This window comes from Streptomyces cinnabarinus, assembly GCF_027270315.1.
Taxonomy (GTDB): domain Bacteria; phylum Actinomycetota; class Actinomycetes; order Streptomycetales; family Streptomycetaceae; genus Streptomyces; species Streptomyces cinnabarinus.
In genome coordinates this window covers 3,271,429-3,296,670 of the sequence record NZ_CP114413.1, presented here as the reverse complement: position 1 = coordinate 3,296,670, position 25,242 = coordinate 3,271,429, and the positions used below count along the sequence as shown (strand labels likewise).

Annotated in this window: 21 protein-coding genes; 12 read left to right on the top strand and 9 right to left on the bottom strand. The window is 72.0% G+C overall.

The window, feature by feature from the left end; genetic code table 11:
- Positions 1–10: 10 nt before the first annotated feature.
- Together STRCI_RS14785 and STRCI_RS14780 are read right to left on the bottom strand one after the other, a co-directional pair.
- A complete protein-coding gene (locus tag STRCI_RS14785; RefSeq protein ID WP_269659400.1) occupies positions 11–859 on the bottom strand; it encodes a zf-HC2 domain-containing protein in 849 nt (282 codons plus the stop codon).
- Positions 856–1,473 (bottom strand): RNA polymerase sigma factor, encoded by a 618-nt coding sequence (locus STRCI_RS14780; RefSeq protein ID WP_269659399.1) that lies wholly within the window; start codon positions 1,471–1,473, stop codon positions 856–858. The genes STRCI_RS14785 and STRCI_RS14780 overlap by 4 nt, the downstream gene beginning before the upstream one ends.
- Before the next feature lie 287 nt (positions 1,474–1,760).
- Between STRCI_RS14780 and STRCI_RS14775 the strand changes: the two genes are divergently transcribed.
- From STRCI_RS14775 to STRCI_RS14765, 3 genes are all read left to right on the top strand, one after another.
- Complete coding sequence (locus STRCI_RS14775) at positions 1,761–2,030, top strand: hypothetical protein (RefSeq protein ID WP_269659398.1); 270 nt, start codon at positions 1,761–1,763, stop codon at positions 2,028–2,030.
- Complete coding sequence (gene malQ / locus STRCI_RS14770; protein ID WP_269659397.1) at positions 2,031–4,139, top strand: 4-alpha-glucanotransferase; 2,109 nt, start codon at positions 2,031–2,033, stop codon at positions 4,137–4,139.
- Between the two features lie 82 nt (positions 4,140–4,221).
- Positions 4,222–4,494, top strand: a complete 273-nt coding sequence (locus tag STRCI_RS14765) for a hypothetical protein (protein ID WP_269659396.1) — start codon at positions 4,222–4,224, stop codon at positions 4,492–4,494.
- 165 nt (positions 4,495–4,659) lie between these two features.
- Here the strand turns inward: STRCI_RS14765 and STRCI_RS14760 are convergent, their stop codons facing one another.
- Positions 4,660–5,259, bottom strand: coding sequence for a TetR/AcrR family transcriptional regulator (locus tag STRCI_RS14760; RefSeq protein WP_269659395.1), 600 nt, complete (start codon positions 5,257–5,259; stop codon positions 4,660–4,662).
- 130 nt (positions 5,260–5,389) lie between these two features.
- On the opposite strand from STRCI_RS14760, the gene STRCI_RS14755 reads away from it, so the two are divergent.
- Positions 5,390–6,916, top strand: coding sequence for an FAD-dependent monooxygenase (locus STRCI_RS14755; protein WP_269659394.1), 1,527 nt, complete (start codon positions 5,390–5,392; stop codon positions 6,914–6,916).
- 34 nt (positions 6,917–6,950) lie between these two features.
- Here STRCI_RS14755 and STRCI_RS14750 read toward each other — a convergent pair whose 3' ends face one another.
- Complete coding sequence (locus STRCI_RS14750) at positions 6,951–7,457, bottom strand: MarR family winged helix-turn-helix transcriptional regulator (RefSeq protein ID WP_269659393.1); 507 nt, start codon at positions 7,455–7,457, stop codon at positions 6,951–6,953.
- 104 nt (positions 7,458–7,561) lie between these two features.
- Here STRCI_RS14750 and STRCI_RS14745 point away from each other — a divergent pair, with 104 nt between their 5' ends.
- Complete coding sequence (locus STRCI_RS14745; RefSeq protein ID WP_269659392.1) at positions 7,562–8,509, top strand: EamA family transporter; 948 nt, start codon at positions 7,562–7,564, stop codon at positions 8,507–8,509.
- Between the two features lie 100 nt (positions 8,510–8,609).
- Here the strand turns inward: STRCI_RS14745 and pepN are convergent, their stop codons facing one another.
- Positions 8,610–11,186 (bottom strand): aminopeptidase N, encoded by a 2,577-nt coding sequence (gene pepN / locus STRCI_RS14740; protein ID WP_269659391.1) that lies wholly within the window; start codon positions 11,184–11,186, stop codon positions 8,610–8,612.
- Between the two features lie 158 nt (positions 11,187–11,344).
- Here pepN and STRCI_RS14735 point away from each other — a divergent pair, with 158 nt between their 5' ends.
- Complete coding sequence (locus tag STRCI_RS14735) at positions 11,345–11,818, top strand: DUF1203 domain-containing protein (RefSeq protein ID WP_269659390.1); 474 nt, start codon at positions 11,345–11,347, stop codon at positions 11,816–11,818.
- Here STRCI_RS14735 and STRCI_RS14730 read toward each other — a convergent pair.
- Entirely contained in the window at positions 11,815–12,840 is a 1,026-nt protein-coding gene (locus tag STRCI_RS14730; RefSeq protein WP_269659389.1) for an aspartate-semialdehyde dehydrogenase, read from the bottom strand. The genes STRCI_RS14735 and STRCI_RS14730 overlap by 4 nt on opposite strands.
- A gap of 107 nt (positions 12,841–12,947) precedes the next feature.
- Positions 12,948–15,011, bottom strand: coding sequence for a TerD family protein (locus STRCI_RS14725; RefSeq protein ID WP_269659388.1), 2,064 nt, complete (start codon positions 15,009–15,011; stop codon positions 12,948–12,950).
- 118 nt (positions 15,012–15,129) lie between these two features.
- On the opposite strand from STRCI_RS14725, the gene STRCI_RS14720 reads away from it, so the two are divergent.
- A complete protein-coding gene (locus STRCI_RS14720) occupies positions 15,130–15,675 on the top strand; it encodes a sigma-70 family RNA polymerase sigma factor (RefSeq protein WP_269659387.1) in 546 nt (181 codons plus the stop codon).
- A 1-nt stretch (position 15,676) separates the two neighbouring features.
- Entirely contained in the window at positions 15,677–16,426 is a 750-nt protein-coding gene (locus STRCI_RS14715; RefSeq protein WP_269659386.1) for a hypothetical protein, read from the top strand.
- Positions 16,427–16,517: 91 nt separating this feature from the next.
- Here the strand turns inward: STRCI_RS14715 and STRCI_RS14710 are convergent, their stop codons facing one another.
- Both STRCI_RS14710 and STRCI_RS14705 read right to left on the bottom strand, forming a co-directional pair.
- Entirely contained in the window at positions 16,518–19,808 is a 3,291-nt protein-coding gene (locus STRCI_RS14710; RefSeq protein WP_269659385.1) for a S8 family serine peptidase, read from the bottom strand.
- 166 nt (positions 19,809–19,974) lie between these two features.
- On the bottom strand, positions 19,975–20,508 hold the full coding sequence (locus STRCI_RS14705; RefSeq protein ID WP_269659384.1) for a CGNR zinc finger domain-containing protein: 534 nt from the start codon (positions 20,506–20,508) through the stop codon (positions 19,975–19,977).
- A gap of 109 nt (positions 20,509–20,617) precedes the next feature.
- On the opposite strand from STRCI_RS14705, the gene STRCI_RS14700 reads away from it, so the two are divergent.
- The 4 genes from STRCI_RS14700 to STRCI_RS14685 all read left to right on the top strand — a co-directional run bounded on the left by STRCI_RS14700 (position 20,618) and on the right by STRCI_RS14685 (position 25,219).
- On the top strand, positions 20,618–21,061 hold the full coding sequence (locus tag STRCI_RS14700) for a VOC family protein (RefSeq protein WP_269659383.1): 444 nt from the start codon (positions 20,618–20,620) through the stop codon (positions 21,059–21,061).
- A gap of 2 nt (positions 21,062–21,063) precedes the next feature.
- A complete protein-coding gene (locus STRCI_RS14695; protein WP_269659382.1) occupies positions 21,064–21,942 on the top strand; it encodes a pyridoxamine 5'-phosphate oxidase family protein in 879 nt (292 codons plus the stop codon).
- A gap of 248 nt (positions 21,943–22,190) precedes the next feature.
- Positions 22,191–23,969, top strand: a complete 1,779-nt coding sequence (locus STRCI_RS14690; protein WP_269659381.1) for a TIGR03767 family metallophosphoesterase — start codon at positions 22,191–22,193, stop codon at positions 23,967–23,969.
- Between the two features lie 107 nt (positions 23,970–24,076).
- The gene (locus STRCI_RS14685) at positions 24,077–25,219 is read left to right on the top strand and encodes a serine hydrolase domain-containing protein (RefSeq protein WP_269659380.1); all 1,143 of its coding nucleotides are present in this window, start codon (positions 24,077–24,079) and stop codon (positions 25,217–25,219) included.
- Positions 25,220–25,242: the final 23 nt, after the last annotated feature.

Sequence of the window (25,242 nt, the reverse complement as noted above, 5' to 3'; positions counted from 1 at the left end):
ACGACGCGCGTCAGCGCGGTTCGAGGCGGTCGTACGCGGTGCGGCGGGCGGCCAGCAGAGCGGCGCACAGGGCCGCTGCCGCCGCCCAGCCGCTCTGGGTGGCGGGGCCGCCGACGTAGGCGGAGAGCTGGTCCGCCAGGTGCCGGGAGACCGCGCCGTCGGGGGCCGCGAGCGCCGGTGCGAGGACGGCGCACAGCCAGCCGCCGCCGGTCACGGCCGTCGCCGTGCGCAGCCCGAGCCAGCCGCCGAGGGCCAGCGCGGCCAGCGTCAGCGCCAGTCCGGGCAGCAGCCAGGCGGCGGCACCCGGGGCGCCGGAGGACGGCAGCAGCAGACCGGCGAGGGTCAGCAGCGGCAGGCTCACCGCCAGCACGACCGCCGAGCGGGTCAGCACCAGCCGCAGTCCGGCGGACGGTGTGGACGCGGCCAGTTCATGCAGCGGATCGGCGTGTCTGCCGTAGGACAGGGCGACCCCGGCGACCGGTACGACCGGCGCGACGGCCAGCAGCAGGGGGCGGGCGCCCGCGAAGCCGGCACCGTACGCCAGCGCCACCGCCCCGAGCGCCACGAGCAGGACGGCGGGCAGCCAGGCACCGCGCACGGCGGGGGCGGCGGCCCAGAGGAGGCGGGGGGTGCGAACGCGGACAGGCTTCGGTGCCGTGACCGGCGCTGCCCCCAGCACCGCCTCTCTCACCTCCGCCAGTGCCGGGCCCGCCCCCGTCGCGCGCACCGCCCGGGACACGCGGACCGCGCAAGCCGTGCAGGACTCCAGGTGCTTCTCCAGGGAGCAGGCGTCGGAGTCCGGGAGCGTGCCCTCCGTGTAGCGGGCGATCAGGGTGTCGGGCGCGTGCCGGCCGGTCATGCCGGGCCTCCCATCGGGGACGGGGCCAACTGGACGAGTGCCGCCCGGAGTTCCGCTCGGGCGCGCATCGCCCGGGACTTGACGGTGCCCTCGGGGATGCCCAGCAGCCGGGCGGTCTCACGGGTCGTCAGTCCGTCCACCACCGTGGCGCGCAGCACCTCCCGCAGCTCCGGCGAGATCCGGTCCAGAGCGGTGCCGACATCGCCGTACTCGAGACCCGCCAGCACCCTCTCCTCCGCGGAGGGCGCGGACGCGGCCGGTGTGTACCCGGCCCGTGTCTCGTCGATCGGCGTGGTCGGCAGCCGCTCTGCCCGTTCCTGTGCCCGCCGCGCGTCGACGAGCCGACGGGCCGCGATGGTCCACAGCCAGCCGCCCGCCTCCTCACCGCGGTGCGCCCGGGCCGATCGCCACACGGTGACGAAGGTGTCCTGGAGCACCTCGCGCACCACCTCGGGGTCCGCGCAGCGCCGGGTCAGCCGGGCGTGCAGCCAGCCCGCGTGCCGGTCGTACAGCGTGGCCATCGCCGCCGCGTCCCCGGCCGCGACGGCGGCCAGGAGAGCGGCGTCTCCCTGGTCCTTCTCCCGATGGCCCCCCACGGGGCGGAACAGTCTCACACCCCCTCTATCGACCACCCGGACGGCTCCGGTTCACCACCGGTGCACCGGCGGTCGAGCCGCGCTCACGGCCCGGTGCGGCGGGCGTCGACGGGAGTGGCCGCGGCGGCGGGATTGCCCCAGTCTTGAGGTGTCACGGCGGAGCGGAATGTGACGACCGGCACCTTCTCCGCCCGGGTACGTCTGCCGTCGCGCCCGCTGGGTAGGGCTGCGGTATCCCGCAAGGGCCTGGCCGGCGCGATCCGCAGGACAGGCCGTAGGCCGCCGTACTCGACAAGGAGGCCCCCGTGGCCGCATCGGCACACCTTCTGCTCACCGCCCTGTCCAAACCCGAGGCGCTCACCGAGCCCGAACCGCACGTGTGCGTCTTCAGCGCGGAGAGCGCCTGCGCCGAGCCCCCACTGACCAGCGAGCCGCCGCTGCCCGCCGCCGAACCGCTGACCAGCGAGCCACCGCTGCACGAGGCGCTGCCCCTGACCAGCGAGCCGCCGCTCGCCGCTGCCCCGCCGCTGACCGGTGAGGTCTTCTCCTTCGGCCCGGACGACGCGAGGCCGTAGATGGCAGCGCGGCGGTCGGCCGAATCCCCGTCCGAGGGCGTTCCCTCCGAAGACGTACCCTCCGAGGATCTGTCGCGGCTCGCCGAACTGCACGGCGTCGCCACCTCCTACCGGCCCTCACCGGACCGCACGGTCCGCGCCTCGGTCACCGCGCTCACCTCGGCGCTGGCCGCGCTCGACATCGACGTGACCACCCCCGAAGCGGTACGGCGTGCGCTCGCCGCGCGCGAACGCGAGGTGCGGGAGCGGCTGCTGCCGCCGACGGTGGTGTGCTGGAACGGGTCGGAATCCGCTGTCCTGACCGGGCTTCCGCCCGGCACCCGGCTGCGGGTGGAGACCGAGCAGGGGGAGACCCGGGCCGCCGCCGACCGGCTGCCGCCCGGCGTCCACCGGCTCACCGCCACCGCGCCCGACGGCCGCACCGCCACCGCCCGGCTCGTCGTCGCCCCGGCCCGGCTGCCCGCCCCCGCCGGACGCTCCCACGGACTCCTCGTCCAGCTGTACTCCCTGCTCTCCCGGCGCTCCTGGGGCATGGGCGACCTCGGTGACCTCGCGGAGCTGGCCGGCTGGGCCGGACGGACGCTCGGCACCGGATTCGTGCAGGTCAACCCGCTGCACGCGGCCGTACCCGGGGCGCCCACCGACCCCTCCCCCTACCGGCCCTCCTCGCGCCGCTTCCCCGATCCGGTGCATCTGCGGGTCGAGGACATCCCGGAGTACGCCCGTGTCGAGGACCGCGAGCGGGCGCGGGCGCTGCTGGAACGGGCCCGGCTGCTGCGGGAGTCGGTGCTGGAGAAGGGCGCGCTGATCGACCGCGACGCGGTGTGGGAGCTGAAGCGGGAGGCGCTGGAGCTGGTGCGCGAGGTCCCGCTCGGGCCCGGACGGCGCGCGGCCTACGCCGACTTCCTCGCCGCCGAGGGACAGGCCCTGGAGGACCACGCCACCTGGTGCGCGCTGGCCGAGACGCACGGGACCGACTGGCGGCGCTGGCCGGAGCCGCTGCGTGATCCGCGGTCGGCGGAAACCGCCCGTGCGCGCGGCGAGTCGATGGACCGGGTCGACTTCCACTCCCTGCTCGCCTGGCTCACCGACGCCCAGCTCACCGCCGCCCAGCGGGTCGCGCGGGAGGCGGGGATGGCCGTCGGGATCGTGCACGACCTCGCGGTCGGGGTGCATCCCGACGGCGCCGACGCCTGGGCGCAGCAGGAGTACTTCGCCGCCGGGATGTCGGTCGGCGCGCCCCCGGACGCCTTCAACGCGCGAGGCCAGGACTGGGGGCTGCCGCCCTGGCGCCCGGACCGGCTCGCGGAGTCCGGCTACACCCCGTACCGGCGCCTGCTGAAGGCGCTGTTCCGGTATGCCGGGGCGCTGCGGATCGACCATGTGATGGGGCTGTTCCGGCTGTGGTGGGTACCGCAGGGGCAGCCGCCGACGGACGGGACGTACGTCCGCTACGACGCCGAGGCGATGCTCGCGATCCTGGTGCTGGAGGCCTCCCGGGCCGGGGCGCTGGTGATCGGCGAGGATCTGGGGACGGTGGAGCCGGGCGTGCGCGAGGCGCTGCGCGCCCGGGGCGTGCTCGGCACCTCGGTGCTGTGGTTCGAGCGGGACTGGGAGGGTGACGGGCGTCCGCTGCCGCCGGAACAGTGGCGGTCGGACTGCCTGGCCACGGCCACCACCCACGACCTGCCCTCCACGGCGGCCCGGCTGACCGGTGAGCATGTCGAACTGCGGCACCGGCTGGGCCTGTTGACCCGCTCGCTGGCGGAGGAACGGGCGGAGGCCGCGGCCGACACGGGGGAGTGGCTGGCGGTGCTGTCCCGGCTGGGGCTGCTGCACGGCACCGGCGGGGGGCACGGCACCTCTCAGGAGGAGGCCGAGATCCAGGCCGTCCACCGCTTCCTGCTGCGCACCCCGGCCCGCATGGTGGGCATCTGGCTCCCGGACACGGTCGGCGACCGCCGGCCGCAGAACCTGCCCGGCACCTGGGACCAGTTCCCGAACTGGCGGCTGCCCGTCGCGGACGCGGAGGGCAAGCCGGTGACCCTGGAGGAACTGGCGGCCTCCCCCAGACTGCACGCGCTGCTGGAGCTGATGCGCCCGACCTGAGACCACCCCCGCGCGCCCCCGGGAACGCTCATACGCACCCCCGGCCGAGCGGGCTCAACCGGCATTCGATACTTTGGGCACCGTGGACAAGAAGAACGCCCTGCGCGCCGGCGCCCTGGCTGCCGGTACGACGCTGATGATGCTGCTCATGTCGTCCCCCGCGAGCGCGCTGAACCGCGACGACGGTGACGACCCCGGCTCAGGCCTGAGCGTCATCGAGACGCTGGGACTGTACGTCGTGGCCCCGCTCGTCCTGTTCGCGGTCATCACGGGCCTCGTCATGGTCCTGGACCGCTCGGCGGAGGACCACCGCGTCAGGGCCAGGCCGAAGGCGAAGGCACCGGCGAAGGCCTGACCTCTCCCGACCTCTTCGAGGGCGCCGTCCCCACGGCACGTACGCGCAGACCGCCGTACGCAGCCGGGGGCGGCGCCTTTTCCATGTCCGGCGCCTCTGCCTTCTCCGGCGCTCCGTTCCTCTCCGGCGCTCCCTCCTCCTCCGGCTCCGGAGCCCGGTCCTCCGTCACGGGTTCGGTGCCGTCAGGTACCGCTGGACCGTCGGCGCCAGCCATGCCACCACCTCCTCGACGGGGAGCGCCACCGCGGGCGGGAGCCGGAGGACGTAGCGGGTGAGGGCGAGGCCCAGCAGCTGCGTCGCGACCAGGGCCGCCCTGGCGGGGCTCTGTTCCGGGTCCGGGCAGACCTGGCGGGCCACGGGCAGCAGCTGCTCCCCGAAGATGCTCTGCATCCGCTCGGCCCCGGCCTGGTTGGTGACGCCGACCCGGAGCAGGGCCGTGAGGACCTCGTTCTCCTCCCACATGTGCAGGAAGTGGAGGACCAGCGCCTCGCCCATCTCCGGCCGCGGCAGTCTGATCAGATCCGGCAGTTTCAGGTCGACCGAGACGGCCGCCGCGAAGAGGCCCTCCTTGTTGCCGTAGTAGCGCATCACCATCGACGGATCGATGGCCGCGTCCTTGGCGATGGCCCTGATGGTGGCCCGTTCGTAGCCGTCCGCGGCGAAGCGTTCGCGGGCCGCGGCGAGGATCGCGAGACGGGTGGTCTCGGACCTCCGGCGCCCGCCCGCCCCGCTCTCGGTCGCGGTGGAGCGTTCATTTCCAGTCATGCCAACAAGCGTAGGCCAACACGCGTAGGCCAACAAGTGTTGACTCGCGACGAGAGGGCTCGTATCGTCGTCAACGAGTGTTGGCCAACAAGCGTTGGCAAATCGGAGGCGTTGGCTCTAGGAGGCCACCATGAACGGCACCGGCACCGGTCTCGGCACCGACCCGAAGCCCATCCCCCACCCGGGCGCCGCAGACCCCACCCGCTCCGTGATCGTCGTCGGCTGCGGCCCCACCGGTCTGCTGATGGCAGGTGACCTCGCCGCCGCCGGAGTCCCGGTGACCCTGGTCGAGAAGCGCCCGCACAAGATCAGCAACCTCTCCCGCGCGATCGTCGTGCACGCCCGCACCCTCGAACTCCTCGACGCCCGCGCGCTCTCCGACGAGGCGGAGTCCCTCGGCCGCCGCCTGGACCGGATGAACCTCTTCGCCAGGCTCACCGTCACCTTCGACGCCCTCCCCTCCCGCTTCAACCACCTCCTGGTCCTCCCGCAGTACGAGATGGAGCGGATCCTGGAGCGGCGCGCGGTCGAGGCCGGGGTCCGCTTCCGCTACGAGACCGAGGTGACCGGCGTCGCCCAGGACGACGCCGGCGTCACTGTGGAGACGCGCGGACCCGGCGGGACGACCGAGGCGCTGCGGGCGGCGTACCTGGTCGGCACCGACGGAATGCGCAGCACCGTCCGCACCGCGATCGGCCTGCCCTTCCCCGGCCGTTCCGTGATCCGCGCCGTCCTGCTCGCCGACGTCCGGCTCGCCCGGCCGCCCAAGGAGGTGCTCTCCGTGCACTCCCGCGGCGACGCCTTCGTGTTCTTCGCGTCCTTCGGTGACGGCTACTACCGGATCGTCGCCTGGAACCGCCGCCGGGACACCCTCGAGAGCGAGCCGCTGCACCTGGAGGAGGTCAGGGAGACCGTCCGGGCGGCCGCCGGGCACGACTTCGGGATGCATGACGCCCGGTGGCTGTCGCGCTTCCACAGCGACGAGCGCCAGGCACCGTCCTACCGCGTGGGCCGGGTCTTCCTGGCCGGTGACGCGGCCCATGTGCACACCCCGGCCGGCGGCCAGGGCATGAACATCGGCATGCAGGACGCGGCCAACCTGAGCTGGAAGCTGGCCGCGGTCGTCCAGGGCCGCGCGGCCGACGCGCTGCTGGACACCTACCAGGCCGAGCGGCACCCGGTCGGCACCGAGGCGATGCGCAGCAGCGGCGCCATCGTCCGCCTCGCCATGGCCAAGCACCCCTGGACCCAGGGCCTGCGGGCCGTCCTCACGACCACCCTCAACGCCATCACCCCGATCCGCCGCAAGCTGGCCCTCCAGATCACCGGCCTCGGCGTCCGCTACGCCGCCCCCGAGGGCGCCCACGGCCTCACCGGCACCCGGGCCGCCGACGTGGAGCTGGAGGGCGGCCGGCTCTACGAGGCCCTGCGCGGCGGCCGGTTCGTCCTGATCACCGCGGAGGACTGCGCGGACAAGACGGGCCTGGAGGACCGGCTGGCGGTGGAGCGCCGCACGGGCCACGACGGCGACAGCCGGACGACGGTCCTGGTGCGCCCCGACGGCTACGTGGCCTGGGCGGCGGACGCCCCCGACCTCCGGGCGATCGAGGCGGCGGTGGAGGCGCATCTGGGGGAGCGGGTCGGCCTCGCGCCCTAGGGCAGGTCCCGGGCGGCGCCCCGCTCCGGTGCGCCTAGCGCGCTCCGGACAGCAACTCCCTCAACAGGTCGGCCAGTTGGCCGGCCTGTTCGGCGTCCAGCACGGACAGCGCCTCCGCCTGCACGGCGAGCCCCGCGCCGACCGCCTCGTCCACCAGCCGCAGCCCCTCGTCCGTCAGGCTCACCTGAAGTCCCCGCCGGTCGTGCGGATCGGGCGACCGGCGCAGCAGCCCGGCCCGCTCCAGCTTGTCCAGGCGCCCGGTCATCCCCCCGGTGGTCAGCATCAGCGTCGCCGAGAGCTGCCGGGGCGAGAGGGTGTACGGCTCGTCCGAGCGCCGCAGGGTGGCCAGTACGTCGAACTCGCCCCGGGAGATCCCGAAGCGGCCGTAGACCTTCTCCTGGCGGTCGCCCACGGTGCGCGCGAGGCGGTTGATCCGCCCGAAGACCGCCATCGCGGCCGTGTCCAGGTCGGGCCGCACGATCGCCCATTGGTCGACGATCGCGTCGACGGCGTCCTTGCGCGGCTCAGGGCTTGCGTTCATGGGCCGAGTATCCGGGCTGGAAGGGTCGGCCGCAAGAAAGTGGCTTGACGGAAAGTAGCTTAGGAGTAAGCTACTTTCTATCGACCTATTGAAGGGTGCGTCCCATGGCCACCAGCCGCCCCGCGCTCATCGCCCTCACCGCCCTGGCACCCGTCTCCTGGGGCACCACCTACTACGTGACCACCGAGTTCCTGCCGCCGGACCGCCCCCTGTTCACCGGGCTGATGCGCGCCCTGCCCGCCGGACTGCTGCTGCTCGCGCTCGCCCGGGTGCTGCCGCGCGGCGCCTGGTGGGGGAAGGCGGCGGCGCTCGGCGCGCTCAGCATCGGCGCCTTCTTCCCGCTGCTGTTCCTGGCCGCGTACCGGCTGCCGGGCGGTCTGGCCGCGGTCGTCGGCTCCATCGGGCCGCTTTTCGTCGTCGGCCTCTCGGCGCTGCTGCTCGCCCAGCGGCCGACGGCGCGGGCGCTGGTCACCGGGGCGGCGGCCGCGTTCGGGGTCAGCCTCGTCGTCCTGCGGGCGGTCGGCGCGCTGGACACGCTCGGCGTGCTGGCGGCCCTCGCCTCCACCGCGTCGATGTCCACCGGAACCGTGCTGGCCAAGAAGTGGGGCCGCCCCGAGGGCGCCGGGCCGACCGCGCTGGCCGGGTGGCAGCTCACCGTCGGCGGGCTGCTCATCGCGCCGGTCGCCTTCCTGGTCGAGGGCGCGCCGCCCGCGCTGGACGCCCGCGCGCTCGGCGGCTATGCCTACCTCGCCCTGGCCGGCACGGCGGTCGCGTACTGGCTCTGGTTCCGCGGCATCGGCCGCCTCACCGCGACCCAGGTCACCTTCCTGATCCCGCTCTCCCCGCTCACCGCCGCGGTCGTCGGCTGGGCCGCGCTGGGCCAGTCGCTGACGCCGGTGCAGGTGGCGGGCATGGTGCTGGCGCTGGGGGCCACGGTGGCCGGGCAACTGGTCCCGGCCGGCCGGGGCGGCCCCGTCCGATCCTTCAGGTTCCCCGAAAAGACCGCTCGAAGAGATTCGATGGACCTGACAGGTTCCGCGCCGCGACGGTAGATCCGACCGCGATCACCGGGCCGGGTACTGGAGGCGCTCCGAGCGGTCTCGGAGCGCCTCCGCGGGTCCCTGTGCCGGTCCCTGTGTCAGTCCCTGTCGGCTACTCGGCCGCTGCCGCGTCCGCCGCCTGGGCCTTCAGGGCGCGCTCCACGCCCGACCTGGACTCGGAGACCAGGCGGTGCAGGGCCGCGCTCGGGGCGGCCTCGGTGAGCCAGCTGTCCGTGCGGGCCAGGGTCTCCTCGGAGACCTGGATCGTCGGGTACAGGCCGACCGCGATCTGCTGGGCGATCTCGTGGGAACGGGCGTCCCAGATGCCCTTCAGGCTCTCGAAGTACTTGTCCGTGTACGGCGCCAGCAGCTCCCGCTGGTCGGTCTGGACGAAGCCCCCGATCACCGCCTCCTGCACCGCGTTGGGCAGCTTGTCGGACTCGATGACCGAGGCCCAGGCCTCCGCCTTCGCCTCGGCGGTCGGACGGGAGGCACGGGCCGTGGCCGCGTGCCGCTCACCCGCCGCCGTCCTGTCCCGCTCGTACTCGCCCGCGATCTCCGCCTCGTCGAAGCGCCCCACCGCCGCGAGCCGCTGCACGAACGCCCAGCGCAGCTCGGTGTCGACGACCAGGCCCTCGATCGACTGCGTGCCGTCCAGCAGCCCCTCCAGGAGGTCCAGCTGCTCCGGCGTCCGGGCCGTCGCCGCGAAGGCACGCGCCCACGCCAGCTGGTGGTCCCCGCCGGCCGGAGCGGAGCGCAGGTGGGCCAGCGTGGCGTCGGTCCAGCGGGCCAGCAGTGTCTCCCGGGCGGCCGGGTCGGCGTACAGCTCGATGGCCAGCTTCACCTGACGGTGCAGCGACTGCACCACGCCGATGTCGGACTCCTTGCCGATGCCGGAGAGGATCAGCGAGAGGTAGTCCCGGGTGGCCAGTTCGGCGTCCCGCGTCATGTCCCACGCCGACGCCCAGCTCAGCGCGCGCGGCAGCGAGGACTCGAAGTCGCCCAGGTGCTCGGTGACGTAGGCCAGCGACTCCTCGTCGAGGCGGACCTTGGCGTACGACAGATCGTCGTCGTTCAGCAGCACCACCGCCGGACGGCGCTTGCCGACCAGCTGCGGTACGGCCGTCAGCTCGCCGTCCACGTCCAGCTCGACGCGCTCGTCGCGCACCAGCTTGCCGCTCTCCTCGTCCCGCTCGTACAGGCCGACCGCGATGCGGTGCGGACGCAGCGTGGGCTCGCCCTTGGCGCCCGCCGGCAGCGCCGGGGCCTCCTGGCGGATCGCGAAGGAGGTGATGACCCCGTCCGCGTCCGTCTCGATCTCGGGGCGCAGGACGTTGATGCCGGCCGTCTCCAGCCACGCCTTCGACCAGGTCTTCAGGTCACGGCCGGAGGTCTCCTCCAGCGCGCCGAGCAGGTCGGACAGGCGGGTGTTGCCGAACGCGTGGCTCTTGAAGTACGCCTGCACGCCCGCGAAGAACTCGTCCATGCCGACGTAGGCGACGAGCTGCTTCAGGACGGAGGCGCCCTTGGCGTAGGTGATGCCGTCGAAGTTGACCAGGACGTCGTCCAGGTCCCGGATCTCGGCCATGATCGGGTGCGTGGAGGGCAGCTGGTCCTGGCGGTACGCCCACGTCTTCATGGAGTTGGCGAACGTTGTCCACGCGTGCGGCCAGCGGCTCTCGGGCGCGTAGGCCTGGCAGGCGATGGAGGTGTAGGTGGCGAACGACTCGTTCAGCCACAGGTCGTTCCACCACTCCATGGTGACCAGGTCGCCGAACCACATGTGGGCCAGCTCGTGCAGGATCGTCTCGGCGCGCATCTCGTACGCCGCGTCCGTCACCTTGGACCGGAAGACGTACTGGTCGCGGATGGTCACCGCGCCCGCGTTCTCCATCGCGCCCGCGTTGAACTCCGGCACGAAGAGCTGGTCGTACTTCTTGAACGGATAGGCGTAGTCGAACTTCTCCTGGAACCAGTCGAAGCCCTGCCGGGTGACCTCGAAGATCGCGTCCGAGTCGAGGAACTCGGCGAGCGAGGGACGGCAGTAGATACCGAGCGGGACCGACTGGCCGTCCTTCTCGTACACGCTGTGCACGGAGTGGTACGGGCCGACGATGAGCGCGGTGATGTACGTCGAGATGCGCGGCGTCGGCTCGAAGGACCAGACATTGTCCTTGGGCTCCGGGGTCGGCGAGTTGGAAATGACCGTCCAGCCCTCGGGGGCCTTCACGGTGAACTGGAAGGTCGCCTTCAGATCGGGCTGCTCGAAGGACGCGAAGACGCGGCGGGCGTCCGGGACCTCGAACTGGGTGTACAGATACGCCTGCTGGTCGACGGGGTCGACGAACCGGTGCAGTCCCTCACCGGTGTTGGTGTACGCGCAGTCCGCGACGACCCGCAGGACGTTGCGGCCGGCCGCTAGCCCCGGCAGGGCGATCCGGGAGTCCTTGAAGGAGGCCTCCGGGTCGAGCGGCTCGCCGTTGAGGGTCACCTCGTGCACGGCCGGAGCCACCAGGTCGATGAAGGACTCGGCGCCGTTCTCCAGGACGTCGAAGCGCACCGTGGTCACGGACCGGTAGGTGCCGCCGTCCTGCGCGCCGGAGAGGTCGAGATCGATCTCGTACGAGTCAACGGTCAGCAGCTTCGCCCGCTGCTGCGCCTCTTCGCGAGTCAGGTTTGTGCCAGGCACGCGGTCATCTCCTCGTTATGTGTGGGTTCGGTCATCCTTCCACGTGACTGTGAGGACGGCGACGAGGGTTTTCCCGATGGATCACCGATCGGCGCCGCCGGAGCGCCAGGTCCGAATCCCGCCGTTCATCCGGCCCCGCACGCGCCAGCCTGGAACACATGACGACGACGTACACCGCACGGCCCATCGACCGGTCCGCCCTCGAGGAACTGCGCACCACCGACGACGCGGGCCGCCCGCTGTCCCCCTTCACCGACGACGAGGGCGGCGCCCCGCTCCGCTGCTGCCTGCGACGGAGCGCCCCGGGCGAGCGGATCGCCCTGGTCTCGTACGCGCCGTTGCGGCGCTGGGCGGCGGAGAGCGGAGTGGATCCGGGGGCCTACGACGAGCAGGGGCCCGTCTTCATCCACGCGCAGGAGTGCGCGGGGCCGCGGTCGGACGGTTTGCCCTTCGCCGACGCCCACCGCACGCTGCGCCGCTACTCGGCCGACGGCCGCATCCTCGGCGGCACGCTGGTCGACGCCCCCGACGACATCGCCCTCCACAACGCGTTCGACGACCCGGCCGTGGCGCTCGTCCACGTCCGGGCCGTCGAGTACGGCTGTTTCCTCTACGAGGTCGGAAGGGACTAGCCCTGCCGCTCCTTGAGTTCGGTCGCCACCAGTTCCGCGATCTGCACCGCGTTCAGAGCCGCGCCCTTGCGGAGGTTGTCGTTGGAGATGAACAGGGCGAGGCCGTTGTCGACGGTCTCGTCGGTGCGGACGCGGCCCACGTACGAGGCGTCCTTGCCGGCCGCCTGGAGCGGGGTCGGGATCTCGGAGAGGACGACACCCGGCGCCCCGGCGAGCAGCTCGGTCGCGCGCTCCGGGCTGATCGGGCGCTCGAACCGGGCGTTGACCTGGAGGGAGTGGCCGGAGAAGACCGGGACCCGGACACAGGTGCCGGAGACCTTCAGCTCCGGGATCTCCAGGATCTTGCGGGACTCGTTGCGGAGCTTCTGCTCCTCGTCGGTCTCGTTCAGACCGTCCTCGACGAGGTTGCCGGCGAAGGGCAGCACATTGAAGGCGATCGGGCGCTTGTAGACCTGCGGCTCGGGGAAGTCGACCGCCTCGCCGTCGTGCGTCAGCTTGTCCGCGTCGGCGACGACCTTCAGGACCTGCCCGTGCAGCTCCGCCACGCCCGCGACGCCCGAGCCGGACACCGCCTGGTAGGTGGTGGCCACCAGCGCCGTCAGGCCCGCCTCCGCGTCCAGCACCTTCAGCACCGGCATCGCGGCCATCGTGGTGCAGTTCGGGTTGGCGATGATCCCCTTGGGGCGGTCCGCGACGGCGTGCGGGTTCACCTCGGAGACGACCAGCGGCACCTCGGGGTCCCGGCGCCAGGCCGAGGAGTTGTCGATCACCACGGCGCCCTGCGCGGCGACCTTCTCGGCCAGCGCCCTCGAGGTCGAGCCGCCGGCTGAGAACAGCACGATGTCCAGGCCCGTGTAGTCCGCCGTGGCCGCGTCCTCCACCGTGACGCCGTCCAGGACCGTCCCCGCCGAGCGGGCCGAGGCGAACAGGCGCAGCTCCGTGACCGGGAAGTTCCGGTCCTTGAGGATCTTGCGCATGACCGTGCCGACCTGACCGGTGGCTCCGACGATTCCGACCCTCACGGGGACTCCTTCGCTGTGGCGATTGCGTGGCCTGGACGTTTCCATGATGCGTCCCCTCCAGGCCGTTGTGTCCAATCGTTTGCCCGAGGGATGGGACGCCATTCCTGTCAGTCGCGCAGTTCGATCACCCAGCCGCCCATCGAGCGGACCTGCAGGATCGAGCTCGGGATCCGGTACGGGCCGGAAGAACCGGTGATTTTCCGCTGGGGGAACAGGTTTTCGTCCAGTTCGAAGACGTGGGTGAGCCCGCTCGATCCGGCGACCATCATTTCGGCCTCGGGCCCGGTGTGACGTACGACTCCGTATCCCTCGCCCTGGTTCCGCCGGCCGAGCCCGGTCGCCGCGCTGAGCGGCTCCGGCTCCAGCCGCCATTTCGTGCTGTCGGTGGCGTAGACGGCCACGAAGCAGGAACCGCCGGGGTCGACGAAGACGGGACCGAGACCGGGCTGCCGGCGGCCGAGGGTGTCGACGATGATCACCGGCCTGCCGAACGGGTGGTTCAGGGCGTGCGCGACCAGCCTCTCCTCCTTGCCGGACGAAGTCCGCCGCACGGTCATCAGCGTGGGCGGCCCCGGGTACCGCAGGACCGTGGTGCCCTTGCCCTCGGCCGGGCCGGTGATCAGTGGCGCCTCGTCCTCGGGCAGCAGACGCAGCGACCAGGTGCCCGTGTGCTTGACCCGAATCTTCCGCTCGGTCTGCCCCATGCTGAAGACCAGGGCCGTGCCGCGGGTGCCGTGGTTGTAGGTGCTGAGCCACTCGTCCTCGTCGCCGTACTCGTTGACGAGCCACACCCCGATGTCGAAGCCGCGCCCGGCGCCCGGGAAGTCGAACAGGAGCAGCGAGGGGCGTCCGGGCCGCGGGTTGACCAGCGTGATCGTCCTCTCGCCCTGGCCCTCGTACCTGTTCTCCCCGCGCACCCTGGGCGGCTCCTCGACGCGCAGGGGGCTGGCGCTCAGTTCCCAGTCGCCGTCGCTGCGCTCCACGGTGAACAGGAGCGGACCCTCGGGTATGCGCACGGTCTTCTTGACCCGGCCCATGCCGCTGTGCAGCTGCTGGGCGTCGTTGAGGTTGCGGGTGTCGCCCTGGTGGCGCTTGACCCGCAGCCAGGCGTCGCCGCGCTCGCCCCAGATCTTCAGCTCGGCCGCCGGGCCGGTGTAGGCGAGGACGTCGTCGCCGTGGCCCTTGACCTTCTTCTGGCCGAGCGGGCGGGCCGCCGACAGGGGCAGCACGGTGATCGTCCAGTCGCCGAAGCAGTCGACCTCCAGCGGTATCGGGCCGCCCTCCGGCGGCGGCAGGACCAGGCCGCGGCCCTTGAAGTCGTCCTCGATGGAGCGGAGGATGTCGTCGCCGCCGGGGCTCTTGACATGGCAGGTGGCGCCCTTGACCTTGGCCTCCACGATGACCGGCCCCGAGTTCGGCGGGAACGGCACATCGATGGTGATGTCCTCCTTGTACTGGCCGGTGCGGACGTACGGGGCGAACTCGAAGTCGTGGGTCCGGTCCGTCAGTGTCACCGTGGCCGGCGCTGCCTGTGGCGACGACGTCTTCGCCACCCCGGTGTTCAGCACCGGGGCAGGGGCAGGGGCAGGGGCCGGAGCAGGGGCAGGGGCCGGAGCAGGGGCAGGGGCCACCGGCGGCACCGGTTCCTCCGCCACCATGATCCCGAAGTCCGTCGCCAGCCCCGCCAGCCCCGAGTCGTACCCCTGCCCCACCGCACGGAACTTCCACTCGCCGTTGCGCCGGTAGAACTCACCGAGCACGAAGGCCGTCTCGGCGGCCGCGTCCGTCACCTCGTAGTGCGCGACGATCGCGCCGTCCGCCGCCACCGTCTGCGCCGCGAGCCCCGGCACCTGCCCGAAGGTCCCGTCGTCGCAGGAGGCGGCGATCAGTACCCGCTGGACCGCCGGTTCCATCCGGGGCAGATCCAGCTCCAGCCACTCCGCGAACCGCTCACCGGCGTCCCCGGTGCCGATGTGCCGCACCGCGCCCGAGGGATGCCAGGGCTGGCCGTGGAAGACGAGGTCGGCGTCGCCGCGCACCTTGCCCGCCGCGTCCAGCAGCAGCGCCGACACCTCCACGGCGGGCGTCCCCGGCACCTTCCGGCGGACTACGGCAACCCGCAAGGGACCTGCGGGGACAGGGGTGTTGGCCCCTTTGGTGATGTGCGTCATGGGGCACATGCTGACAGTGGAGAAGGTGTGAAGGAAAGATCGAATAGAAGATTCCGGAAGTCGGGCCGAACGTTTCCGCCCCGACCGGCGTCATAGGAGAAACGCGGCGAGGGGAGGGGTGGCTGTGCTGCGCAGAATGACCCGTCGCGGTCAGGGGGACGGCGTACCGGAGGCACCGGACGACCCTCTGGACGCGACTCAGGAGCGCAGGGTGCGAGCGGTGCTCGCGCTCGGCGGGGTGCCGCAGGCGGACCTGTTGGACGGGGTGCAGCAGGTCCGCCTGCGCCTGCTGGAGCGGGCGGCGAGCGGCCGGGAGGCGCCGCGGGACGTGTCCGCGTGGGCGGCGGTGGTCGCCTCCAACCTCGCCATGGACTGGCACCGGGCCAAGCGCCGCCAGGAGCGGCTCGGCGAACGCCTCGCCGCCCTGCGCCAGTCGGAGCACCCCTCCGGCGAGGACAGCAGCGTGCTCTCCCTCGCCGTGGCCCAGGGCCTGGACGAACTGCCCGACGCCCAGCGCCAGGTGGTGGTCCTGCGCTTCTTCGCCGACCTGCCCGTGCGGGACATCGCCGAGCAACTCGCCATCCCCGAGGGCACGGTCAAGAGCAGGCTGCACACGGCGGTACGGATTCTGCGCACCCGCCTGCACGAGGACGAGGTGGTGTGACGTGACCGCCGAACACAGTGGCATCGACGCGTTGATGGCCGCGATCACCGACGAACCCCTGCCCGAGGGGGCGGACGACGCCGTCCGCGCCGAGCACCGCTCGGCCACCGCGGACCTCGCCGTCCTGCGGGAGCAACTGGACATCATCGGCCGGGCGCTGGCCGAACCCGGCGCACCGGCTCCGGCCCCGCGACCGGCCCCGGCACCCCGTCCGGTACGACAGGTCAGACGCCGGATGTTCCGGGTCGCCCTCGGCTCGCTCGCCGTGGCCGCGGCCGGGAGCGTGGTGGTGGGCCTGGGCTGGCTGGTCTCGGTGTCCGGCACCGGCGCCGGCGACGACTCGGGCGCGTCGGCGGCCGACGCCGCGAAGTCGCAGGCGTCGGAGGAGGCCCAGGCCGACCTCGCCCTCGGCAGCCCCGGGTACCTCGCCTGCGCGAGCCTGGTCGCGGAGGGGGACGTCACCTCCGTGGAGACGGCCGGTGCGGGCACCGGAGAGGTGCGCGTGGAAGTGCGGGTGACGCGGGTGCACAAGCCCGAGAAGCCCGGGTCCGTGGCGGACGAGCCCCTCGTCTACGTCATCGACGAGGACACCGTGCCCGGCCTGCGCACGGGCGACCAGGTCCTGTTCGGTGTCTCCGGGCAGGACACCCGGCCCGACATGTGGGTGGTCGGCGCCAAGGAGGTCGCCATGGAACGGGAGTGGATCACCCGCTCGCTGGCCGAGTCCCGCTCCATGGCCTGCGAACGGTAGACCCACGCGGAAGAAGCAGCAGAAGAAGCAGCTGAAGAAAGGGCGGGCGCCCGTGAGGACGCCCGCCCGCTCTGCCGTATCGACCGAATCGTTACGGCGTGACCTTCTCGATCTTCACGCTGCCCGAGCCCGCGACCGTGCCGCGCGCGTTCAGCAGCTGGACCTGGCCGAAGAACTCACGGCCCTCCGGCGCGGCGGCCGCGGCGGTGACGCTCGCGGCGACCGTGGCGGAGTCGCCCGTGCCGAGCTTGACCGCCGTCGACTCGTCGACGGTGACCGAGCCGAGCGCGGCGGAGAAGAACACGTCCAGGTAGTCGTAGGCGGTGGAGCCGGAGGGCACCGAGTAGCCCACGACCTCGATCGTGTAGGTGCCGGCAGCGGGCTTGGCGATCGAGACCGCCTCCTCCGAGTCACCGTCGGCGGCCTGCGCGACCTGGTTGCCGGCCTGGTCGTAGACCGTCAGGTCCAGGTCGGCGGCGTTGTCCGAGACACTGCCGATGGCGACGTCCAGGGACGAGGCGCCCTCGGGCACCGCGACCGTGGTGGTCTGCGTCTCGTGGTCGGCGATGGTCCGCCGGGCCGTCTTGGAGGAGCCGAGCGGGCCGCCGGCCAGCTTGCCGTCCAGGGCGGCGAACTTGTTCGTCACCTTCCAGGAGGCCTCGACCGGGGTGCCGACCTTGGCCTCGGGCACGGTCACGGTCTCCGGGTCGAAGGCCGCGCCGAGGACGGTGACGTCCAGCTTGAACGGGTTGTCGAGCACCGGCGAGGTACGCCGCGACTCGACCTCGATCTCCCAGACGCCGGGCTGCGGGTCGGCGTACGAGCGCACGTCCGGGCGGCAGCCGTTGCCGTCGAGGTAGTTGTTGTAGCAGTTCGGCGTGGACGTGGTGTCCGACGGAACGCCGTAGGGGTGGATGGCGATGAAGCGGGTCTGGCTCTTGTCCTTCAGACCGCCGATCGCGACCTCCAGCGACTTGGCGCCCTCGGGCACGGTCACGAAGTAGTGCTTGGTGCTGTTGCGCTGCACCGTGCCGGACGCCGAGTAGGTGTACTTCAGCGGCGCGGCGACCACGACCGTCGACATGACCTGCTTGTCGATGCCCTCGGTGCGCGGGTCGTCGACCTCCAGGATCGCGCTCTTCAGCCCGGCGGACTTCGGCGCGGCCTGCACCTTGACGGTGACCGGCTGGTTCAGCGGCAGGTTCACCTCGTCGGAGCCGACGATGCGGAAGGTGTCACCGGCGTTGTTCTCGAAGTGCAGCTCGTGCCGGATCGCGCGGTCGGCGCCCGACGTACGGGTCAGGGTGATCTCGTACGTCTTCTTCTGGCCGGCCTTCAGACCGCCCTCGCGGTCGTACAGACCGGTGCCGAAGCCGGGGGTCTTCAGGAACTGGTCGATCGCGGTGTCGACCGGCGCCTTGACCGAGTAGGTGTGCGCGGTGGCGCCGTCCTTGATCGAGTCCCAGGCGTCCGGGATGTTGATCAGGCCCGCGCCTTCCTCGTACGCCTGGACCCCGCTGATGTGGTCGGCGGTCGAGGTGAGCGCGGTGCGCAGGGTCGCCGGGGTGAGGGCGATGCCCTTCTGCTTGGCGGCGCTCAGCAGCAGCGCGGCGGAGCCGGCGGCCTGCGGGGAGGCCATCGAGGTGCCCTGGAGCATGCCGTAGCCGGCCGGCAGGGAGTAGCCCGCCTCGGCGACCGGGGCGCCCGGCAGCCAGGTCTGGATGGTGTTGACGGAGGCACCCGGTGCCACGAGCGTCGGGGTGAACCCGCCGTCCTCGCGCGGGCCGCGGGAGGAGAACGGCATCATCGCGTACCGCTTCTCGACCTGGGAGCCGTAGTTGGCGGCCCAGGTCTCCCGGGACACGGATGCGCCGACCGAGATGACCTTCTCGGCCAGGGCCGGGTCGCCGATGGTGTTGGCGCCGGGTCCTGAGTTGCCCGCGGAGATCACCAGCTGGACGCCGTAGGTGTCGATCAGGCGGGTGTAGAGCTCGGCGCGCGCGTTGTTGCCGTCGTTCAGCGCCGGCAGACCGCCGATGGACATGTTGACGATGTCGACGCCACGGTTGACGACGAGGTCGATCATGCCCTCGGTCAGCGCGACGTTGGTGCAGCCGCCGGTCCAGGTGCAGGCGCGCGAGGAGACGACCTTCGCGCCGGGCGCGGCGCCGTTCATCTCGCCGCCGAACAGGCCGTTGGCGGAGGTGATGCCGGCCACGTGCGTGCCGTGCTCGGACTCGATGACGCCGATGTTGACGAAGTCGCGCTTCTGGCCGACCCAGTCACCGCCGAAGGGGTCCATCGGGACGTCCTTGCGGATCTCCACGACGAACGGCTGCCGCTCGGCGACGTCGGTGTCCGGGTTGTCGGTGCCGAACCAGCCGATCTGGAAGCCGTCCTTGTACGGCTTCATCGGGGTGTCGTCACCGAAGTCGAAGTTGTTGTTCAGGTCGACCCGGACCGTGCCGGCCGCGGCGTCGTAGAGCACGCCCCAGACGTCGGTGGTGTCGCCGTCCCGGTTGGCGTCGCCCTTGGCGTCGCCGCCCGCGGTGACGGACTCGCGGAACAGGTTGACCTGGTACGACCCGGCGGGTGCCGTCCAGGTGCGGCCGCCGAAGGTGAAGCTGGGCCCGGAGACGTTGGTCGTCATCGGGCGCCAGGTGGCGTCGCTGTCGAGGATCGGGTCGGTCGCGGTGACCCAGTCGACGATCTTGCGCTCGCCGGTGGTGGTCTTCTGGAGCGCGGGGTGGGAGAGGTCCACGCCGGAGTCCAGGACACCGATGGTGATGCCGCGGCCGTCCGCCTTCGGGTGGTCGTCGACGAAGTCGACGGCGCCCGTCTCGAAGGAGGGGTTGTACGGGTTCTCGGCCGGGGTCTTCTTGCCGGGGGCCGGGTAGGCGGCCGCGGTCGACGCCGACTTCTTGGTGTCGACGGCCGGGTCCTCCAGCGGGATCTCCTCGCGCAGGTCGATGCCGTGCACCGAGGAGAGCTTCGCGGCGGCGGCGATGGCCGCGTCGGCCTTGCCGGTGGGGACCGTGGCCCGGACGTAGCCGAGCTTGTCGTAGGTGCGGCCCACGGAGCCGCCCTTGACCGCGTCCAGTTCCCCGGCGACCTGCTCGGTCTTTCCGGGGGCGGTGGCGATCATCATCGTGACGTTCTTGTCGCCGGCCGCCTTGGCGTCGGCGAGCAGGTCCGCGTCGTCCGAACCGAGCTTGTCGTGCGCGGACTTGACGGCGGGGTCGGCCGCGGCCGGGGCGTCCTCGGCGAAGGCCATGGGTATCGGCCCCGCGGCGGAGAGCGCGGCCACGAGCCCCGCGGCCACGGCGATCCGGGCCGCGCGTCTGGTGCCCGATATGGGTTCGCGCTGGGGGGTGTGGGTCATCGGCATCCCTTGTAGGTAAAGGAACGAGCGTGAAGCGATCGCTCAGCTTTACCCAAGGCAAGGATGTTTGGGGAGAGTTGACCCAATCGAGATTCAGGGATGGGGAAAACCCGCTATCCCTTTCCGGGCGTGATCACCGGTAAAGGTGCAAGTCGCCCGAGGGGTGTCAGTCCTCCTTGGTCCGGGCGTAATGCCGGGAGGCCTTGGCGCGGTTGCCGCAGGTCGCCATGGAGTGCCAGCGGCGGGTGCCGTTGCGCGAGGTGTCGAGGAAGTACAGGACGCAGGCCTCGTGGGCGCAGGCGCGGATCCGGTCCGGCGCGTCGGCGAGCAGCCGGAGGTAGTCGCGGGCGGCGAGCCAGGCCGGGCCCCAGGCGGGGGAGTGGAACTCGGGCAGTTCGCCGGGTCCGTCCGCGGTGAGCGTGGCCCGGATACGGCCGTGCGTGAGGACCGCGTCGACGAGCGGCGCCGCGTCCCGCGGTGACCCGTCGACGGCGGCCTTGATCGCGTCGCGGGCCTGGACCAGGTGGCGCAGGGTCGTGGCGTCGGCGGAGAAGGTGCCGTCCAGGCCGTTCGAGGCGAGCCAGATCGCGAGCCCCTCGGTGTCCGTCAGCAGGTCCTGAAGGGTCCCGTCCCGCATCCACCGTGTGTTCAGCAGGTCCAGTGCGAGCGGCTCGCCGAGGTGCGGGCGGGGGTCGGACATGGGGGGCTCCCTTCGTGCTAACCGGTCAAGAGTAGGTGACTGGTTGACACCCTTTGAATCTAACCACTAATCTCACTTACACAGGTTAGAACCAGTGGAGGGAAAACCCATGACCCTGCGCACCGGCCACCTCGGCCTGAACGTCACCGATCTCGACCGCTCCCTCGCCTTCTACCGGGACGTCCTCGGCTTCGCCCTGCTCGCCGAGGGCAAGGAGGAGGACCGGCGATACGCGTTCCTGGGGGACGGCGACACCCTCGTCCTCACGCTCTGGCAGCAGGCGGCGGCGCCCTACGACGAGAGCCGGGCCGGCCTGCACCACCTCGCCTTCCAGGCGGACTCCGTCGAGCGGGTCCGCGCCTATGAGACGGCCCTGCGCGAGTACGGCGTGGAGTTCGCCTACGACGGCGTCGTGGCCCATGCCGAAGGCGCCGGGTCCGGCGGCATCTTCTTCTTCGACCCCGACGGCACCCGGCTGGAGATCTCGGTGCCGAGCGGCGCGGAGGGCGCTCCGGCGCCCCATGAGTCGGCGCCCACCTGCGGGTTCTTCTAGCCATGGGTGTCTACCACGAGGGCTCGCTCGCCGTGCAGGACCGGCTCGGCGTGCGGGACCTCGCCGCCCATGTCGGCCGGTCCGTCGGGGAGGGCATCAAGCCGGTGGCCGCCGCCTTCCTCGAACTCCAGCCGCTGCTGGTGATCGGCGCCGCCGACCCGGCGACGGGCGGGGTGTGGGCGGCGCCGCTGGCGGGGGAGCCGGGGTTCGTGCGGGCCACCGGACCCCGGCAGATCTCCGTCGCGGGAGGGGGCTCCCCGGCCGCCCCTCTCGCGGCGGCGCTCGCCACCGGGGGCACCCCGGTCGGCACCATCGCCCTCGACCCGCGCACCCGGCGCCGGATGCGGCTGAACGGCCACGCCCGGCCCACCCCGAACGGGCTCGCCATCGAGGCGGACCGCGTCTTCGCCAACTGCCCGAAGTACCTCCAGCGCAGACAGACGTACGAGATCCTGTCCGACCGGGCTCCGGGCGAGCCCCGCCGGAGCGGCGAGCTGACCGAGGGACAGGCCGCCTTCGTCGCCGCGGCGGACACCTTCTTCCTGGCCAGCGTCCACGCGGGCGGTGCCGACGCCAGCCATCGCGGCGGCAACCCCGGCTTCGTGCGCGTCGACTCACCGCGCGAACTGAGCTGGCGCGACTACCCGGGCAACGCCATGTTCCTCAGCCTCGGCAACCTCGCCGCCGACCCGCGCGCCGGACTGCTCTTCCTGGACTGGACCTCGGGCACGGCCCTGCACCTCACCGGCGAGGCCCGGGTCGAGTTCGCACCCGAACGCCGAGTCCGGTTCACCCTGTTCGAGGCGATCGAGATTCCGGCCGCCGTACCCCTGCGCTGGTCCCCGCCGGAGTACTCGCCCGCGAACCCGGAGCACCCCTGAAATCCCCCCGAGTACCCGCCGGATACCCGCGAAGATGAACACGGAGTAACCGCGCCCCGGCCGTCCGAGGAGCGGCTGGGGGCGCGCAGGGTAGCCCAAGATCCACGTACGGTGATCGGCGCTGCGCGTTGCCGCCTCGTTCACGCGCAGGTCATTCCCGGTGCCAACGATCCAGAGCGAGCGGGTTGTTCGCGACAGCGACGCCCGCGACCACTGCCGACGCGTCACGCACTCGGGGAGACCGCGCCATGTCGCGCATACGCTCTGTCGCCAGCTCCGCGCTGGGCGTCCACCGCCGTACCGTCCTCGCCGCCGCCGGTGCGGTGTCCCTCTCCGCCGGTGTCGGCTACGCCCTGCGGCCCACCGACAGCCAGGCCGCCACCACGACCACCGGCACCCCGGCGGCCGCCGCCTCCGGGGAGGCGCCCGTCGCCTCTTCGCGCCGGGCGCCCTTCCTGCCGCTGCGCCCCTACACCCGCGGCACCACCCTCGCGGGCGTCTCCGCGCCCCGGGGCACCTCCGGCTTCCGCCGGCTCGGCGACGGGCCCGGCTGGCGCCGCACGGTGCGCGGCGAGCTGGCCGCGCCCAAGTCGGGCCGCGCGGACCGCCGTACGACGCTCGCCGCGTTCGTCCAGCTCACCGACCTGCACATCATCGACGCCCAGCACCCGATGCGCCTGGAGTACCTGCGCTCCACCGACGTGCACGCCTGGCGCCCGCACGAGGCGCTCACCGTGCACGGCGCCGTCTCGCTGATCGAGCGGGTCAACGCGCTGCGGGGCGCCCCCGTCACCGGCGCCCCGCTCCAGTTCGCCATGACCACCGGCGACAACACCGACAACAACGCCCGCACCGAGCTGGAGTGGTTCCTCACCGTCATGAGCGGCGGCCGGATCACCCCCGACTCCGGTGACCCGCGGCACTACGAGGGCGTCCTCAACAGCGGTCTGAAGCAGTACTGGCAGCCCGACTCGGCCGTCCGCGACCACGACAAGCAGCTCGGCTTCCCCTACCTGGAGGGCTTCCTCGCGGCGGCCGTGCGGGAGCTGAACAGCCCCGGCCTGACCATCCCCTGGTACTCCACCGTCGGCAACCACGACTCCCTGCCGCTCGGCTGCTACGCCTCGCACGGCGACACCTACCTCACCGACTACGCCGTGGGCGGCAAGAAGCTGATGAGCCTGCCCGCGGCCGAGGCCAAGAAGCTCCAGGACGCCCTGAAGAAGGCCAAGGACCCCCAGGGCGCCCTGCTCCGCGAGGTGCTCAAGGCCCACGCCCGCGACATGCGCTCGGTCACCGCCGACGAGCGGCGTGCCCCGTACACCCCGACCGAGTACCTCAAGGCCCACCTCGACCCGGCCCACCGGGGCGTCGGCCCGGTCGGACACGGCTACTCCTCGGCGAACCTCGACGCGGGCACCCAGTACTACAGCTTCCGCATCGCCGACGACGTCATCGGCATCAGCATGGACACCACCGACGCGGGCGGCCACTACGAAGGGTCCATCGGCAGCGCCCAGTTGCGCTGGCTGGACAAGACGCTGCGGGACAACAAGGACTCGTACGCCATCGTCTTCAGCCACCACACCAGCGAGACGATGGACAACACGCGCCCCGACCCGGCCCGGCCGACCGAGCGACGCCACAACGGCCAGGAGGTCCTCGCCCTCCTCGGCAGCCACCCCAACGTCCTGGCCTGGGTGAACGGCCACATCCACCGCAACGCCATCACCCCGCACTCGGCGCCCGACGGCCGCTCCTTCTGGGAGATCTCCACCGCCTCGCACGTCGACTACCCCCAGCTCGCCCGGGTCATCGAGCTGGTGGACAACAAGGACGGCACGATCTCCCTGTTCACCACCTGCGTGGAGGCCGCCGCCCCGCACCGCACCGACTTCACCGACCTCTCCCAGACCGGCCTCGCCGCCCTCTACCGCGAGCTGTCCTTCAACGCCCCCGGCGCCCGGACCGACCTCGCCGGATCCCTCGCGGACCGCAACACCGAACTGGTGCTGAAGAAGGGCTGAAAGTCACTCAACCGGGCTACATTGCTCAACCATCCCGAATCGCCACAGGTCTGCCTTCCCGACCGGCCCGACGCATTCGAGGCGTCGGGCCCTTGAAGGGGGAAGACATGACCACGCGAGTACGAGTTCGGACGATGCTGGTCGCTGCCACGGCCGTAGCGCTCTCGGCGGCTCTGGTGGGCCCGGCGATGGCGCAGTCCGGTGGCCACTCCGCCACCCGCGACGCGATGAAGGCGGCCGTCAAGGACGGCGTACCCGGAGTGACAGCCACCGCGCGGACGAACAGCCACACCTGGTCCGCGACGGAGGGCGTCGGCAACCTCAGGACGGGCAAGAAGCGATCGACGGAAGACCGTTACCGCGTAGGCAGCATCACCAAGACCTTCGTAGCGACCGTGCTGCTCCAACTGGAGGCGGAGGGACGGCTGTCCCTGGACGACAAGGTCGACAAGTGGCTGCCGGGCACGGTGGAGGGCAACGGCCACGACGGCCGCGAGATCACCCTGCGCCAACTCCTCAACCACACCAGCGGGATCTTCAACGTCACCGAGGACAAGTCGTTCGGAGAGGCGTACTTCACCAAGGACGGCTTCTTCCAGAACCGCTACGACACGAAGACGCCCGAGGAACTGATCGCGCTGGCCATGACCAACAAGCCGCACTTCGAGCCCGGTACGGACTGGCACTACTCCAACACCAACTACCTGCTCGCGGGCCTGGTGATCGAGAAGGCCACGGGCAACGCGTACGGCGATGAAATCCGAGCCCGCATCCTCACCCCGCTCAACATGCGCGCGACGTCGGTCCCCGGTACCCGGTTCACCCTCCCGCAGCCCAGCAGCCGCGGCTACTCGAAGCTGGCCGAGTCGACGACGGGCCCCACGTACGACGTAACCGAGCTGAACCCGAGCCTGGCCGGCGCGGCAGGCGAAATGGTCGCCAGTTCCTCCGACTTGAACCGCTTCTACAGCGCGCTGCTGAAGGGCCGGCTGCTCCCCGCCGAGCAGCTCAAGGAGATGAAGACCACGGTCAAGGTCGACGAGATCCCGAACGCGGGCTACGGCCTGGGCCTGATCGAACGCAAACTCACCTGCGGCACCACCGTCTGGGGTCACGGCGGCGGCATCCACGGCTCCACCTCGGAGGCGGTCACCACGGCGGACGGCCGCCACTCCCTGTCCTTCAACTTCAACGGTGACTGGGCGGGGGACAGCGACGCGGTGCTGGAGGCGGAGTTCTGCGGCGAGTAGGGCCCCGACCCGCCCCGCTGGCT